This window comes from Yersinia alsatica, from assembly GCF_902170305.1.
Lineage (GTDB): Bacteria > Pseudomonadota > Gammaproteobacteria > Enterobacterales > Enterobacteriaceae > Yersinia > Yersinia alsatica.
Genome location: NZ_CABHWW010000038.1, coordinates 1 through 16,488, shown reverse-complemented (window position 1 = coordinate 16,488; position 16,488 = coordinate 1). Strand labels below are relative to the sequence as shown.

Sequence of the window (16,488 nt, the reverse complement as noted above, 5' to 3'; positions counted from 1 at the left end):
GACAATTAGATGGAGCAATAAATATGAAGCAAAATAAATTTAAGCTTTCCCCCGCCGGGAAGTTGGTGGCGGCGGTCGCCATTATTTCAGTCTCAGTCGCCACCTGCTATGCAGCCGGTATTGTCAGTGCGGGTGACAGTGCTCACAGACCCGATGTACACTCAAGCAATGGTACTCCGATCATTGATATCGTCACGCCCTCGGCATCTGGGTTATCGCATAACCAATTTGATAATTTCAATGTGGGGAATGAAGGTGCAGTACTGAATAATGCAATCAATTCAGGGAATTCTCAACTAGCAGGGCAATTAAACGCTAACCAAAACTTAAATGGTCAGGCTGCCAATGTTATTCTGAATGAAGTTATCAGCCGCAACCCATCATTGCTATTAGGCAAACAAGAAGTGTTTGGTATGGCCGCAGATTATATTTTGGCTAACCCTAATGGCATTACCTGTAATGGTTGTGGATTTATTAATACTAACCGAACGTCTTTAGTTGTCGGTAATCCATTAGTGGATCAAGGGAATTTACAAGGTTTTGATACTCGAAATAATAACAATCTATTAGAAGTCGGTGAGGGCAGCTATCTTTTCATGGGGCCACTTGATTTAATTACACCACGAATTAATATGGAAGGTGCATTTTATTCCCGGGAAGATATTAATGTCACATTAGGTCAAAATGAAGTCAGTACCGATGGTCGCATAATCAAGTCAGCTAATTACATTGGTGCCGCATACGACAGTAAAATATTTGGTAGCATATCGGCGAATAGAATCAGAATTATTAATACCGCAGAAGGCAATGGTGTTAATATGTCAGGGCATCATAGTGGCCGTGAATCAATAGATATCTCAACGCCGGGGAAACTAAATCTTGACGTCGACTATTCCCCTGGGATTAATTATAACCCAACACCAACTGATTTAAGCGCCAACAATATAACAATAAGCGCGGGTGATATTTTTACTTCCGGTGACATTATTGAAACTCATTCAGAAGGATCAGTAAAACAAAAGTTAATACACACGCAAATTGTTGGTAAAAATATTTCTATTATTGCCAAGAGAAAAAATCATCTCGATGCTGCCACCATTGATGGCAATAATATTGATATGCAAGGTGGAGATATTAATTTAGGCGCAGAAAAATTAACTGATAGCAGTAGCAGTTATTCAACAGAGGGAGGTAAAGGATTTTTAGGAATGGGCAAATGGAATAAGTCCTCCTTCAACAAAGAAGAAAAACAAAAAAATGTCTTCACAAAAATCAATGCAAAAAATAACATTTCAATTCAGTCAACCAAAGGAGATATAAAACTTTCCGGCTCTTCTGTTAATGCTGGAAATAACATTTCAGTCAAAGCAAAAAAAGACTTAATATTGGAAAGTGTAATTAATCAGGAATCTACACACAATAAAGGCCATGATTATGCACATACTATTAAGGATAAAACTTGGGATAATAAAGAAACCAAGCAAACACTGAATAAAACTACACTTCAGGCTGATGGAAATTTGGGCCTAACTGCGGAAGGGAAAATGACCACCAGCGGAGCTAAAGCCAGTGCGAAAGGTGATTTACTCATTAATGCTAATCAAGTCAAAATTGATGTACAAAAGACCCATGATCGGGCAACAACAAACGGTAAACATGAACAAAACCTCGGATTAGGCGGTATCGACCATAATAATAATGACAAAAATGCAGAAACCAGTCACGGCTCCGAAATAACCGCTGAGGGTAAAATTTTTGTCAGTGGTCGTGATGGTGTTTCTATTACCGGCAGTAAAGTCAAAGGTACTGACGATGGTTTTGTTCAGTCAGACAAAGGTGGCATTCAAATTGATAACGCCCTCAGTACTACAACGACCAAAATTGATGAGCGTGACGGTGTGGCCTTTAATATTACCGGCAGTTCACATAAAGCTAATAACCGTGATGAAAAGGTGACTGGCAGTGAATTAGTGTCTGACGCTAACCTTAAAATAATCAGCAAAGATAATGTGGATGTTATTGGCAGCCTGGTAAAAAGTGCCGGGGAGCTGGGTATTGAAACATTGGGTGAAATTAATGTTAAAGCGGCAGTAGAACAACAAAAAATAGATGAGCAGAAAACGAAATTAACTCTTGAGGGTTTTACCCATGATGACGGCAATGGCCAATATCAAGCTGGGATAAAACTGGAACATACCGACGAAAGTGAGAAAACAGAGAGCATTAAACACCAAGGGGCTACTCTTGAGGGCGGCTCTGTCAAATTGGATGCAAAAGAAGACGTCACATTCACCGGTTCTGATCTCGTCGCGACCAAGGGAGATGCCGATATTAAAGGCGAAAACGTCTCGTTTATTGCCGCCAACGACACCACCTCCAGCCAGAAAGAAAAAGAGAGTGTCGGTGTTGATGTCCACTACGACGGCGGGATGGATAAAGCTGGCAGTGGAGCAAATGTCAGTTATGAAGACACCCAAACCAGCAGTGATAAATCAACCGCGGTAGTTTCTGGATCTAAAGTTGCCGGTAACTTAAATATTGATGCTGCCAAAGATATGACTAACCAAGGCAGCTCTCATAACGTCGAAGGCACTTATCAAGTCAATGCTGATAATGTAAATAATCTGGCGGCAGAAAACAGTGAAAAAACCGTCACCGAAACCACCAAAGCCGATGTAGGTTTTGGCGTTAATGTCGCTTATGACGGAATAACCCGGCCAATTGAAGAGATGGTCAATAAGGCCAAAGAACAAGATATGGGCGGCATGCTGGATGCCGTAGATGACTTTAACTCACCTAATGCCGGGGTTGATATCTATGCCAAAGGAGAGACGAAAGAAACCAGCCATACCAGTAGTCAATCTACTGGAACCTCAATAAAAGGGGGGTGATATTGCTATCAATGCTAATGGTGCATTAAAAGATCAGGGCACTAAATATCAGGCTGATAAAGGGGCTATTACCTTGGATGCTGCCAGCCATAATTTTGAAGCAGCAGTTGATCGCGATGATCAGCAAACTAAAGAAACCTCAGGTGAGGCAGGGATTCGGATTTATACCACCACAGGCGAAGATATTACTGTTGATGGCAAGGGCAAAGGCGGTTCCACCGAGCAGAATACCAAAGGTGAAAATGCTCAGGTTGGCAGTATGAATGCCGCCAATGGCGTCCATATTAACGTAACAGAAGATGCCAAATATCAAGGTACTAATATCAATGCTGGAGAGGGGAAAATTACGATTAATGCAGGGGGAGATATTCACATTGATCAAGCAACTGATCATATCAGCGAAAACCATAATAACGTTGATGCCAATGTCCAACTAAACCTCGGCACCAATGCTAACAGTAAAGAGTTTGGCGCAGGATTGGGCGGTGGGCACAGTAAGGGTGAAAGCAATGCTTCGATGGCCCAAGTCAGCACTCTGGAAGGTCAGCAGGGAATTGAACTAAATGCTGGAAAAGATTTAACCCTCACCGGCACCGCCTTTGGCAGCAAAGAAAAACCAACCGGGGATATTCAACTCATAGCAGATGGCAAAGTTGATATTCAAGCAGCCAAATCTGAAGGTTCAAAGCAGGATATGACGTGGTCAGCAGGGGCTAATGCCGGTATCAGCAAAGGTAAAGATGGCAACAGCAAAGGAATGCAGGCCGATGCTGAAATTAAGGTCGCGAAGACAGACGAGTCTGCGGTGATACATCAGGGTAGCGAAATTCACAGCAATGGGCATTTCTCTGTTCAGGCAGGGAGTGACGATGAAGATGCTATTCATATGCAAAATGCCAATATCAACAGCCAAAAAACCACGTTGAATGCTAATAATGGCGGTATCTCGTTGGAATCGGCTCAGGATAAACAGCATAAGAATAACTGGAGCTTTGAAGCATCCGCGAATGGCAGTCAAAGTAACCAGTTTAATAAAGATGATAAAGGCGTTATTGATAAACAAAGCAGTGAGAAGAACCATGATGTGGAGGCCAAGCTTGATGTCGCCGTGGATAAGCTGGATTCAGTCACACAGCAAAACAGCCATATAAACAGCGATAACATCACGCTAAACACAGCTAAAGATATGGTTCTGGCCGGGGCTAAGCTGGAGGCCGATAATATTAATGGCAATATTGGTGGTGATCTAACCGTCGAAAGCCGCATAGATGAGTTACATCAAGTTGAGGCCACTACCCACTTTGGCGCAGGTCACAGTAATGCGAAACAAGAAAGTCTGATTAATCAGATAGCCGATGCCAGCCCAATGGGTTCAAATAAGATTAAGAAAAAACTCGATACTAACTCCGACAAGTTATTCGATAAAATCAAAAATCAATATAACCAACTCTCCAGCAAATTTACCAGCAAAGAAGAGGATAACGTCAAACTCCTCAGCTACACCAAAGAGGGTAAAAAAGTCATATCGAACGAAAAGGAAGATGATAAAGAAACCAAGGATAAATGGTGGCAAAAAGGCACTAAAGCCATTGGCAACAAAGTCAAAAATAAGGTGCAAAATGACTCGGTCAAAGGCGGGAGTGGTAATGCCAGTATTGACGTTGATGTGGCAAACAACAAGGCGGTCGAAGAGCAATCAGCCATTGTCGGTAAGCAAACGGTGAACCTAAAAGTTAAGGGTAAAACTGAATTGATCGGTGGGAATATTGCCAATCAGGGAGGAAATGTCGATTTGCAAACCAATGGCCTTGAGCTTCAGGACGTCAACGGCAAACATAGCCAAGGTGGAGCCAGAGTGAAAGGGGCTTCATCAGCGATCAAAATGATGGGAAGTGCAGCCAATGACCTTATGGGCGGTAAAACCCCGCTGATTGGGGCTCATGGTGGCTCAGAACAGAAAAATGCAGTTGCCGGGATTACCCACGGTCAGCCTTAGCAGTTAGCCAAAAGTCAGTAATATTGCAGGGGGCGACCCGCGCGCCCTCTGCATTTTCAACAACTTCAACAACCAAGCGGTATATCAATCCGCGTCGTAACCCAGATTAGGCGCTAACCAGCGCTCAACCTCAGCCACTGGCATCCCTTTGCGGGCGGCATAATCCTCCACCTGATCACGCTGAATCTGTGCCACAGCAAAGTATTTGCTATCTGGATGACTAAAATACCAGCCCGAGACTGATGCTCCCGGCCACATGGCATAGGACTCGGTCAGCTTCATGCCCGTGTGGGTTTCCACATCCAGCAACTGCCAGATTTGGCCTTTTTCGGTATGTTCCGGACAGGCCGGATACCCCGGAGCCGGGCGAATCCCTTGATAATTCTCGCGCACTAGCTCTTCATTGCTTAGGTTTTCATTGGGTGCAAAGCCCCAATACACTTTGCGTACCCGCTCATGCAGATATTCAGCAAAGGCCTCAGCCAGACGGTCGGACAGCGCCTTAATCATGATTTTATTGTAATCATCATGTTGGGCATCACAGGCCTCGGCCAGTGCATCCTCTTCCAGACCACCGGTAACGGCAAAAGCGCCATAATAATCAGCTTTACCACTAGATTTAGGTGCGATGTAATCCGCCAGGCAATAGTTCGCGAAGTCGGTTTTTTCTGTTTGCTGACGTAAATGGTGGCTGACCACCAGCACTTCATCTCGCCGTTCATCACGATAAATTTCGATATCATCCCCAACACTGTTGGCAGGGAACAACCCAACCACGCCTTTGGGATGCAGTAAATCTTCTGCCGATAGCTTATCCAGCATCTCATTGGCATCGGCAAACAGGCGTTTGGCTTCTTCCCCAACCACCTCATCTTCCAGAATGCGCGGATATTTGCCCGCCAACGACCAAGTCATAAAGAATGGCGTCCAGTCGATGTAATTGCGCAAGGTTTCAATGCTGGCCTCGACCTGTTGCACACCTAACTTGTGTACTGCTGGCGGAGTATAATTTTCCCAATCAATCACTGTGCGGTTGTCGCGGGCAGCTTGCAAACTCACCGGCGGAGTGCGTGGTTTCTTACGCGCATGCTGAATACGCACGGTTTCATATTCTTTACGGGTTTTTGCCACAAAAGCATCGCGTTGAGTATCAGATAACAGAGCCGAAACCACGCCAACACTGCGTGACGCATTCGAGACATAAGTGGTGGAGCCACTGTAGTTTTGCTCGATTTTCACGGCGGTATGGGCCTTGGAAGTGGTGGCACCGCCAATCAACAGCGGCAGAGTAAAGCCCTGACGCTCCATCTCTTTGGCGACGTTAACCATCTCATCCAGCGACGGGGTGATAAGGCCAGATAAGCCGATAATATCCACCTTCTCTTCCCGCGCGGTGCGCAAGATTTTTTCAGTCGGCACCATCACACCCAAATCGATAATTTCATAGTTATTGCACTGCAATACCACACCGACAATATTTTTACCGATATCATGCACATCACCTTTTACCGTCGCCAACAGAATCTTACCCGCGGTACTGCCCTTCTGTTTGCTGGCTTCAATATAAGGTTCAAGATAGGCGACCGCCTGTTTCATTACTCGGGCGGATTTCACTACCTGCGGCAGGAACATTTTCCCTTCACCGAACAAGTCCCCGACGACATTCATACCAGCCATCAATGGCCCTTCGATAACCTCAATCGGCCGGTCGGCTTCCAGTCGGGCTTCTTCCGTATCCAACTCAATAAATTCGGTAATGCCTTTAACCAGTGAATATTCCAGCCGCTTCGTCACTGGCCAGCCGCGCCATTCCGCTTGCTGAACCGCGACTTCATCACTTTTACTGCCACGGTATTTTTCAGCCAAGTCCAACAGGCGCTCGGTGCTGTCATCACGGCGGTTAAGAATCACATCCTCAACTGCATCCCGCAGCTCATCTGACAGGTCGTCATAGATAGCCAACTGCCCGGCGTTGACGATCCCCATATCCATACCATTACGAATGGCGTAATAAAGGAATACCGCGTGAATAGCTTCTCGCACCGGATCATTGCCACGGAAGGAGAAAGAGACGTTGGAAACACCGCCAGAAATCATGGCATAAGGCAGTTCGGCTTTGATATCCGCACAAGCTTCAATAAAGTCGACAGCATAGTTGTTATGCTCTTCAATCCCGGTAGCGACGGCAAAAATATTCGGGTCGAAAATAATATCTTCCGGCGGGAAGCCGACAGTTTCGGTCAAAATCTTATAGGCGCGACGGCAAATTTCGATTTTACGGGCGCGAGTATCCGCCTGTCCTTGCTCATCAAAGGCCATCACCACCATGGCTGCACCATAGCGGCGAACCAGCTTGGCATGATGAATAAAGGCATCGACGCCCTCTTTCATCGAAATGGAGTTGACGATGCCCTTGCCCTGAATGCATTTAAGGCCTTTTTCGATGACATCCCACTTTGAGGAGTCAATCATAATCGGCACCCGGGCGATATCAGGTTCACCGGCAATCAGATTGAGGAAACGCACCATGGCGGCCTCGGCGTCGAGCATCCCCTCATCCATATTGATATCGATGATCTGCGCGCCACTCTCAACCTGTTGGCGAGCGACATCCAGCGCTTCGCCATATTTATCTTCTTTTATCAGCCGCTTGAAGCGTGCCGAGCCGGTAACGTTAGTACGCTCACCAATGTTCACAAACAGGGTATTGGCATCAATCGTCAACGGCTCCAGCCCCGCCAGGCGGCAAGCGACGGGGATATCCGGCAATGGCCGTGGCGCGACGCCAGATACCGCTTTGACCATCGCGGCGATATGCCGTGGTGTGGTGCCGCAGCAGCCACCGACGATATTCAAAAATCCAGCCCGCGCCCACTCACCAATCTGCTCAGCCATCTCTTTGGCTTCCAGATCATATTCACCAAAGGCATTCGGCAAACCGGCATTCGGGTGCGCACTGACATAATATTCAGAAATGCGCGATAACTCAGCGACATATTGACGTAACTCATCTGGCCCCAAGGCACAGTTCAAGCCAAAAGAGAGCGGCTTCACATGGCGCAGCGAGTTATAAAAAGCTTCGGTGGTTTGGCCGGATAACGTACGACCAGAGGCGTCGGTAATGGTGCCGGAAATCATTACCGGCAGTAGCACGCCCATGGCTTCGAATTCAGATTCAACGGCAAATGTCGCCGCTTTGGCATTGAGGGTATCGAAGACAGTTTCAATCATAATCAGATCAACGCCGCCCTCAATTAACGCGCGGGTCGATTCTCGATAAGCCTCAACTAGCTGATCAAAACTGACGTTACGAAACGCCGGATCATTAACTTTAGGTGAAATAGACGCAGTTCGGTTGGTTGGGCCAAGCACCCCAGCAACATAACGCGGTTTTTCAGGTGTGCGGGCCGTCCATTCATCAGCACAAATTCGGGCCAGGCGGGCAGCTTCATAGTTAATTTCAGCCGACAGCGACTCCATCTGATAATCCGCCATAGCAATGGGGGTGGAGTTGAATGTGTTGGTTTCGAGAATATCAGCGCCCGCTTCAAGATAAGCGTTATGAATGGCAATAATGACTTCCGGTTTGGAAAGCACCAGTAAGTCATTGTTGCCCTTCAGATCACTGGACCAATCGGCAAAACGAGCACCGCGATAATCAGCCTCTTCCAGCCGATAGCTCTGAATCATGGTGCCCATGCCACCATCCAGCACCAAGATCCTTTGTGCCAGCTGCTGGTGTAATTCCTTAACCTTATTATTTGTTACTGTATCCACCACTGTCGCCTCTTTACCCTATTGCCTTGCCATTGCCCGACGTATTTTTTGTATTTATTAGTATCAGATATGCTGAAAAATAATCCATTCACAAATCAGTCTGTCATCCTAGCACAAGTTACCGACGTAATGAGTCCGCAGCCAGTTGAGACTTTTTCAGGTAGCGAAACTCACTCATCGGATGAGCATTTTTTACGGTTTGCATGCATAATTGAAAAACGAAAATGAATTCCATAAAAATATCTGAGGGGCTGATTTATGGCGTTACCGATTCCGATTAAACGGGGAAAGAAACCCAAGGCAGCCGCGCAAACACCTACAGCGGCAACCGGTCAAGTTCAATCATTAACTCGCGGGCTTAAATTACTGGAATATATTTCCGAAGCTCAAGGAAGTGTGGCACTGACTGATTTAGCGCAACAGGCGGGTTTACCAAACTCAACCACTCATCGTCTGTTGACCACCATGCAACAACAAGGTTTTGTTCGCCAAGTCGGGGATTTAGGCCTTTGGACCATGGGCGCTCACGCCTTTATTGTGGGCAGCAGCTTTTTGCAAAGCCGCAATTTGCTGGCAATGGTTCACCCGATGCTGCGCCGCTTAATGGATGAATCTGGCGAAACCGTGAATCTGGCGGTGCTCGATCACAGTGATTATCAAGCCATTATTATCGACCAAGTGCAATGTACCGCACTGATGCGCATGTCCGCACCGATTGGCGGCAAGCTGCCGATGCATGCTTCTGGCGCAGGCAAAGCCTTTCTCTCTACCTTATCGGACGATCAGCTGGTACAGCTTTTACATAAAAAAGGGCTGCATGCCTATACCCAACATACTCGCACCAGCCCAGCCAGTCTGAAAGAGAATCTGGCATTAATCCGCAAGCAAGGTTATTCATTCGATGATGAAGAACATGCCCTCGGTCTGCGCTGCATCGCCGCGTGTTTATTCGATGAGCATCACGAAGCCTTCGCGGCGATCTCTATCTCCGGCCCGGTATCGCGCATTACCGACGATCGCGTCACAGAACTTGGCGCGCTAGTCATTCATGCTGCAAAAGAAATTACTCAATCTTACGGCGGCGGCAATCGGAGTTAGTTGGATGACGGCGCTTAAGTCGCCGTCAACTGATCACTCGCTGTGAGAAACGTTTTTTCTTCCGGTATGCAAAAACATCCTCCACATGCCCATCCCGAATACGTTGCTGTAAACCGCGCCAATAACTGGCATGGAACAAGTCACTGTGCGTCTCTTCAAAAAAGTGTCTCACTTTCCGGTCGTTACATAAAAAATGGCGAAACTCTTCCGGGAAGACATCATTGGGTGACACGCTATACCACGGCTCGCTGGCCATCTCATCTTCTGGGTAGCGCGGAGGTGGGATATCGCGGAAGTTCACCTCCGTCATATAGCAAATTTCATCATAATCGTAGAACACCACCCGCCCATGGCGGGTAACGCCGAAGTTCTTAAATAACATGTCACCGGGGAAGATATTCGCCGCCGCCAACTGTTTGATGGCATTACCGTATTCCTCGATAGCATCTTTCAACTGCTGATCATCCGCCTGCTCCATATAGAGGTTCAATGGCGTCATCCGCCGCTCCATATACAGGTGTTTAATGATGATTTGGTCACCTAAGTCTTCCAGTTTTTCCGGTACTTCCCGCTGTAACTCCGCCAGTAATTCAGGGCTCAGACGATGCTTATCAATCACAAAATTCTCATACTCTTGAGTATCCGCCATGCGCCCTACTCGGTCATGCTCTTTAACCAATTGATAGCATTCTAAAACTCGAGCCTGACTGACCTCTTTTTGCGGTGCAAACTGATCTTTTATCACCTTAAACACGCGGTCGAATGACGGCAGGGTAAACACCAGCATCACCATACCTTTGACTCCGGGCGCAATAATGAACTGCTCTCTGGATTGATGAACGAATGTTAGGTATTCACGATAACTTTCGGTTTTACCGTGCTTCTGGCAACCAATCGCCATATACAGCTCAGCGGTTGACTTACCGGGTAATATTTCCCGCAGCCACTCCACCATTGCCGCTGGCAGTGGCGCATACACCATGAAATAAGAACGGGCAAAACCAAATACAATGCTGGCCTCGGCCTTGCTGGTTAAACAGGTATCAATAAATAGCGCACCAGATTCATTGTGATGAATAGGCAGCAGGAAGGGATAAATGCCCTCCGCTAGTCGTAGTTTCCCTACCAGCCAGGCAGCTTTATTGCGGTAAAACAATTCGTTAGCAATTTGAAACCGCGCATCAGCCAGTTGATTATCCGTAAAATTTTGCCGCAGTGCCGTCACAATATAATCAATATCGCGCGGCAGATTTTCCCAAGGTAAACGCAGTGGTAAGTCATTGAGCACCATCTGTAACATGCCAATCAGATTACCTTTTGGGGCGAAATCTCGCGCTAAAGGACGTGGAATTTCGCGAAAGCGCCGCTCGGGTTGCGAGCTAAAAACAAATAATTTATCGGGTGTTAAATCTCGATGCTTGAACAACCGGCAATAAACCGAATTAAAGAAACTCTCGGCTATCTCAAAGCGCGGATAATCCGGCAATAATCCGGTATAAATCTCTTTTACCCGTGCCAAGAACGCCACATCAAAGCAGCGCTGGTCGGTGATGTGCTTCAGTTGTTCAACCACCAGACCGACATGGTGATCATAGAGGTGAATTCGCTTTTTCATCGCTTGTTGTACGGCTTGCCAGTCGGCTTGCTCAAAGCGATGTTGAGCACCGGCTGTGACCTCCAAAAAGCGGCCATATTGTGCATCGAATCCCTGCAAAATTGTCTGAGCGATTAATTGTTCCAGCTTTGCCACCATGCTCACCCCCACCATACGGAACAGAGCCTGCATAAGCAGGCTCTCGATAACACCACACCTTCACTCCGTCAGCAGATTAAAACTGCTGTTCTTCCGTCGAGCCGGTCAATGCAGTGACTGATGACTCACCGCCCTGAATGATATTAGTCACTTTATCAAAGTAGCCGGTACCAACTTCTTGCTGATGAGATGCAAACGTATAGCCGCGCTCAACAGAGGCAAACTCTGGCTGCTGTACTTTCTCGACATAGTGCTTCATACCCTCGCCCTGGGCATAAGCATGGGCCAGATCGAACATGTTAAACCACATGCTGTGGATGCCAGCCAGGGTAATAAACTGGTATTTGTAGCCCATGGCGGACAGGTCATCCTGGAAGCTGGCAATCTGCTGGTCAGTCAAATTCTTCTTCCAGTTAAATGATGGCGAGCAGTTATAAGCCAGTAATTTACCTGGGAATTTAGCGTGGACAGCTTCAGCAAAACGTTTGGCTAGAGCTAAGTCTGGCGTTGAGGTTTCGCACCATACCAAATCAGCATACGGGGCATAAGCCAGGCCACGGCTGATAGCTTGCTCAATGCCCGCATGAGTCCGGAAGAAACCTTCAGCAGTGCGGTCGCCTGTAATAAACTCGCTGTCATAAGGGTCACAATCAGATGTCAGCAAATCTGCGGCATCAGCATCGGTACGCGCAATCACCAAAGTGGGGACCCCCAGCACGTCAGCGGCTAAACGAGCGGCAACCAGCTTCTGAATCGCCTCTTGGGTAGGAACCAACACTTTGCCGCCCATATGACCACATTTTTTCACTGCGGCCAGTTGGTCTTCAAAGTGCACACCGGCAGCGCCCGCCTCGATCATCGCTTTCATCAATTCAAACGCATTCAGTACCCCGCCAAAACCGGCTTCAGCATCCGCGACGATTGGCAGGAAATAGTCGGTATAGCCTTTGCTTCCCGGCTCAATATTATTCGACCACTGAATCTGATCTGCACGGCGGAAACTGTTATTAATGCGTTTAACCACCGCAGGAACAGAGTCCACCGGGTACAGGGACTGGTCTGGGTACATGCTGGAAGCGGTGTTGGCATCAGCCGCCACTTGCCAACCCGACAGATAGATGGCTTCAACACCGGCTTTCGCCTGTTGCAAAGCCTGACCGCCGGTTAATGCCCCCAGACAGTTGATATAGCCTTTGCGCGATTTGCCGTGCAGCAATTCCCATAATCTTTTAGCGCCGTGCTGCGCCAGTGTACATTCCGGATTAACTGAACCGCGTAACTTGATCACTTCTTCTGCAGTATAGGGGCGGGTAATCCCCTTCCAGCGCGGTGATTTCCATTCTTCTTCCAACTGCTGAATTTGTTGAGTACGAGAGGTAGTCATGACGATATTCCTTATAATTAATTTTGTAGGGTTAAATAGGCTGTCGTCTCAGGCTAATAATGCGTAGCCTGGCAACGTCAGGAAGTCGATAAGCTCGTCTTGTGTTGTAATCCGTTCCATCAGACGCGCGGCCTCTTCAAACCGCCCACCATCAAAACGCTCTGCGCCAAGTTCAAGCTTCACTACCTGCATTTCTTCACTCAACATGCGGCGGAACAGTTCTTTCGTCACCGTCTGACCATTACTCAGGCTTTTCTGGTGATGTATCCATTGCCAGATAGAAGTACGGGAAATCTCTGCCGTCGCGGCATCTTCCATCAAGCCATAAATCGGCACACAGCCATTGCCGGATATCCATGCTTCGATGTATTGCACTGCGACGCGGATATTAGCTCTCATCCCTTCTTCAGTGCGCTCACCGGTGCAAGGCTCCAGTAACTCGGCAGCCGTGATGGGTTTGTCCTGCTCACGAGTCACTGCTAATTGATTAGGCCGGTCGCCCAAAACGTGGTTAAAGACCGCCATCACGGTGTCAGCCAGCCCCGGATGAGCAACCCATGTGCCGTCGTGACCATTGCTGGCTTCTAACTCTTTGTCGGCACGGACTTTATCCAATACCAACGCGTTTTGAACCGGATCTTTATTGGGGATAAACGCTGCCATGCCACCCATCGCCAAAGCACCGCGCTTATGGCAGGTTTTAATCAGCAAGCGAGAATATGCACTCAGGAACGGCTTGGTCATGGTGACCGACTGACGGTCGGGCAGAACACGATCGCCATGGTTTTTCAACGTTTTGATATAGCTGAAAATATAGTCCCAGCGACCGCAGTTCAGCCCAACAATATGATGACGCAAGTGATAAAGAATCTCGTCCATCTGGAACACCGCTGGCAAGGTTTCAATTAACACCGTGGCTTTAATGGTGCCTTGCGGCAAATCGAAACGCTGCTCGGTAAAGGTGAAAACATCACTCCACCAAGCGGCTTCTTGATAAGACTGCATCTTCGGCAAATAGAAGTAAGGGCCGCTGCCATTGGCCAGCAGTTGCTTATAGTTATGGTAGAAATACAAAGCGAAATCGAACAGGCCGCCAGGAATCGCTTCTCCCTGCCACTTCACATGTTTTTCTGGCAAATGCAGACCGCGCACACGAGCAATCAATACCGCAGGGTTGGGCTTTAATTGATAAATTTTGCCGGATTCATTGGCATATGAAATGGTGCCTTTTACCGCATCATGCAAGTTAATCTGACCGTCGATAACTTTGTCCCAGCTCGGCGCCAGTGAATCTTCAAAGTCAGCCATGAAGACTTTGACATTGGCATTGAGGGCATTAATGACCATTTTGCGCTCAACTGGCCCAGTGATCTCTACTCGACGATCGCGCAAGTCAGTGGGAATACCTTGAATTCTCCAGTCACCTTCACGAATGGAATTGGTTTCCGAAATAAAATCAGGTAATGCGCCCTGATCAATGGCCTGCTGCCAGGATGCCCGTGCAGCAAGGAGTTTGCTACGTGGTTCCGCAAATTTCACCACTAATTCAGTTAAGAATTCGATGGCCTCATCTGGCAAAACCTGTCGCTCTGCAGCATTAAAATGCTGGGTGAAAACTAACTCCGTGCTGACTAACTGTTGTGTCATTGCCCTTCCCCTTCCCAATCTCACGACTTTCACATCAACGCTAATGTAGCGTCACTCTTGGATTCGTATCGGGTAACGCGTTCCAACCGGAAATTGAAGGTCAGATTTTATGGTCATTTTTCACCCCGACAGGACTAAGAATAATCAATTAATTACGAAAATCAAAAACGATTTCCATTTTTATTTAAATTATTTTTTTAATCTTTATTTATCATGTCGTTAACATGAATGAGTAGATTAGATAGATAGGAATTAGCTTCCATTACCTCTAATTTTTCACGGTAACTTATTGTTTCACAAAGAGATCCGACCAGTCAGAGCTAGGGATAATAGGGCATATCAGAAGGGGAAATAGGCAGGCGGCCTCGATTCAGCCGCCTTTGTTAACATTTGAAGGGGGATAAAATCAGTCGAGAGTAGGGTTCATGTGGCGCAAATCAAATGGGGTGATTTGGTAAACGTAGTAGTTCAGCCAGTTGGCAAATAACAAATGCCCATGGCTGCGCCAAGATGCTTTTGGTGGCAAAGAAGCATCGTCGTTTGGGAAATAATTGAGAGGAACTTGTGGGTTTAGACCGGCGGCTAGATCTCGCTGATATTCACCTGCCAGAGTGTCGACATCATATTCAGGATGACCTGTCACAAAAGCAACTCGCTTATCTTTGCTGGCAAACAGGTAGGCTCCAGCCTCTTCAGAAGAGACCAAAATATCCAAGTCGGTATATTGCTCAAGTATCTCAACCGGGAAGTCTGCATAGCGGGAGTGAGGGGCCAGGAATGTCTCATCGAAGCCGCGCGTCAATAGCGCCAAGGGTTTATCGGTTTGGTGGTGGTAAATACCTGAGAGCTTAGTCTCACGCGTCATCTTGGGGATGCCATACAGGATGTTTAATGCCGCTTGTACCGCCCAACACACAAATAAGGTCGAGGTAACGTGATCTTTTGCCCAGGCGATAATACGTTCAATCTGTGGCCAATAGGCAACATCACAGAAATCAACTAACCCCAAAGGTGCGCCAGTTACAATCAATCCATCGAAGTTTTGCTCTTGAATATCTTCAAAATCGCAATAGAAGTTGTTTAGATGCTCAGCTGGCGTGTTTTTTGACTCGCGGCTATCAATCCGCAGCAACTGGATATCAATCTGCAATGGTGAGTTAGAGAGTAAACGTAGGAATTGATTCTCCGTCTCAATTTTTTTAGGCATCAGATTCAAAACCAACACCTTCAGGGGACGAATTTCCTGAGTTTTCGCACGTGATGAGGTCATAACAAAGACATTCTCATTGCGTAAGAAACTCACCGCCGGTAATTCATCAGGGACCCGAATTGGCATGCCTATATCCTCAATATATCCGTTTATACGTTTAGACTTCTAGATGCCCGAAGATAGCGGTTTTTTGATAAAAAGTCGAGCGATCTGCAACAACCTGAAAATGTTTCATTGCTGAAATTTCAGCATATACAGTATAGGAAATAGTCGTTATATAAGTTTAGATACTGAAAAGCACAAAAACCGACTGTATTTACAGTCGGTTTGTTCAGGATTATCAATAGAATTTTACTGGATAGCAGAAAAGCAAAAACCCCACGCTTTTGGCATGGGGTCTTTACTTGATTTGATACCTGGCAGTGTCCTACTCTCGCATGGGGAGACCCCACACTACCATCGGCGCTACGGCGTTTCACTTCTGAGTTCGGCATGGAGTCAGGTGGGACCACCGCGCTATTGCCGCCAGGTAAATTCTTTTCTACAACTACCGAACTTTAACCCATGTAACTGGTGCTGATACCCAGAGTCGAACTGGGGACCTCACCCTTACCAAGGGTGCGCTCTACCAACTGAGCCATATCAGCACTCTAAATTTGATGCCTGGCAGTGTCCTACTCTCGCATGGGGAGACCCCACACTACCATCGGCGCTACGGCGTTTCACTTCTGA

6 protein-coding genes, 1 tRNA gene, 1 rRNA gene and 1 pseudogene are annotated in these 16,488 nt (G+C 47.1%); 2 read left to right on the top strand and 7 right to left on the bottom strand.

Annotation, left to right across the window (positions count from 1 at the left end):
- Positions 1–23: 23 nt before the first annotated feature.
- A pseudogene (locus FTA96_RS21440) lies at positions 24–4,887 on the top strand (hemagglutinin repeat-containing protein).
- A gap of 84 nt (positions 4,888–4,971) precedes the next feature.
- Here the strand turns inward: FTA96_RS21440 and metH are convergent.
- Positions 4,972–8,667 carry a methionine synthase gene (gene metH, locus FTA96_RS21435; protein ID WP_145574852.1) on the bottom strand — a complete coding sequence of 1,232 codons (3,696 nt, stop codon included), beginning with the start codon at positions 8,665–8,667 and terminating at the stop codon, positions 4,972–4,974.
- 255 nt (positions 8,668–8,922) lie between these two features.
- Here metH and iclR point away from each other — a divergent pair, with 255 nt between their 5' ends.
- Positions 8,923–9,762 carry a glyoxylate bypass operon transcriptional repressor IclR gene (gene iclR, locus FTA96_RS21430; protein ID WP_050111072.1) on the top strand — a complete coding sequence of 280 codons (840 nt, stop codon included), beginning with the start codon at positions 8,923–8,925 and terminating at the stop codon, positions 9,760–9,762.
- Positions 9,763–9,787: 25 nt separating this feature from the next.
- Here the strand turns inward: iclR and aceK are convergent, their stop codons facing one another.
- The 6 genes from aceK to FTA96_RS21400 all read right to left on the bottom strand — a co-directional run bounded on the left by aceK (position 9,788) and on the right by FTA96_RS21400 (position 16,403).
- Positions 9,788–11,515, bottom strand: coding sequence for a bifunctional isocitrate dehydrogenase kinase/phosphatase (gene aceK / locus FTA96_RS21425; RefSeq protein ID WP_145574931.1), 1,728 nt, complete (start codon positions 11,513–11,515; stop codon positions 9,788–9,790).
- Between the two features lie 76 nt (positions 11,516–11,591).
- Entirely contained in the window at positions 11,592–12,899 is a 1,308-nt protein-coding gene (gene aceA, locus FTA96_RS21420; protein ID WP_050111073.1) for an isocitrate lyase, read from the bottom strand.
- 48 nt (positions 12,900–12,947) lie between these two features.
- Entirely contained in the window at positions 12,948–14,546 is a 1,599-nt protein-coding gene (gene aceB / locus FTA96_RS21415; RefSeq protein ID WP_145535566.1) for a malate synthase A, read from the bottom strand.
- Positions 14,547–14,952: 406 nt separating this feature from the next.
- Complete coding sequence (metA, locus tag FTA96_RS21410; protein ID WP_050111075.1) at positions 14,953–15,882, bottom strand: homoserine O-acetyltransferase MetA; 930 nt, start codon at positions 15,880–15,882, stop codon at positions 14,953–14,955.
- Positions 15,883–16,170: 288 nt separating this feature from the next.
- Positions 16,171–16,286, bottom strand: a 5S ribosomal RNA gene (gene rrf, locus FTA96_RS21405).
- A 41-nt stretch (positions 16,287–16,327) separates the two neighbouring features.
- Positions 16,328–16,403 (bottom strand) — tRNA-Thr (locus FTA96_RS21400).
- Positions 16,404–16,488: the final 85 nt, after the last annotated feature.